Annotated in this window: 1 protein-coding gene; it reads right to left on the bottom strand. The window is 54.3% G+C overall.

Annotated features, from left to right (window positions below; all coding sequences use genetic code 11):
- Positions 1-223 (bottom strand): DUF927 domain-containing protein (locus AAC854_RS23845; RefSeq protein WP_340619209.1); only part of this gene is annotated, 223 nt, incomplete at both ends.

Raw genomic sequence — 223 nt, 5'->3', positions numbered from 1 at the left:
ATTGTGAGCTAAAGCCTCGTTGGCAATCCCCAGTGCGGTGCCATACCACGTTAACCGCTGCTCATCTGCTTTACCGTACAAACTGGTTGCGATATCGGCGGTCGTCGTCTTCCCGGCGGTCGATTGGGCATAAAGATGAACACCAAAACCGTCAGCCCCCACCATCCCTATCATCGGGGCCGCCAATGCCGTAGCTACCCCTAACATCATAAACGGGTTATTG

It is taken from the genome of Xenorhabdus entomophaga (genome assembly GCF_037996725.1).
Classification (GTDB): domain Bacteria; phylum Pseudomonadota; class Gammaproteobacteria; order Enterobacterales; family Enterobacteriaceae; genus Xenorhabdus; species Xenorhabdus khoisanae.
The sequence above is the reverse complement of the archived record's forward strand: the minus strand, read 5'-3'. Positions and strand labels throughout refer to the sequence as shown.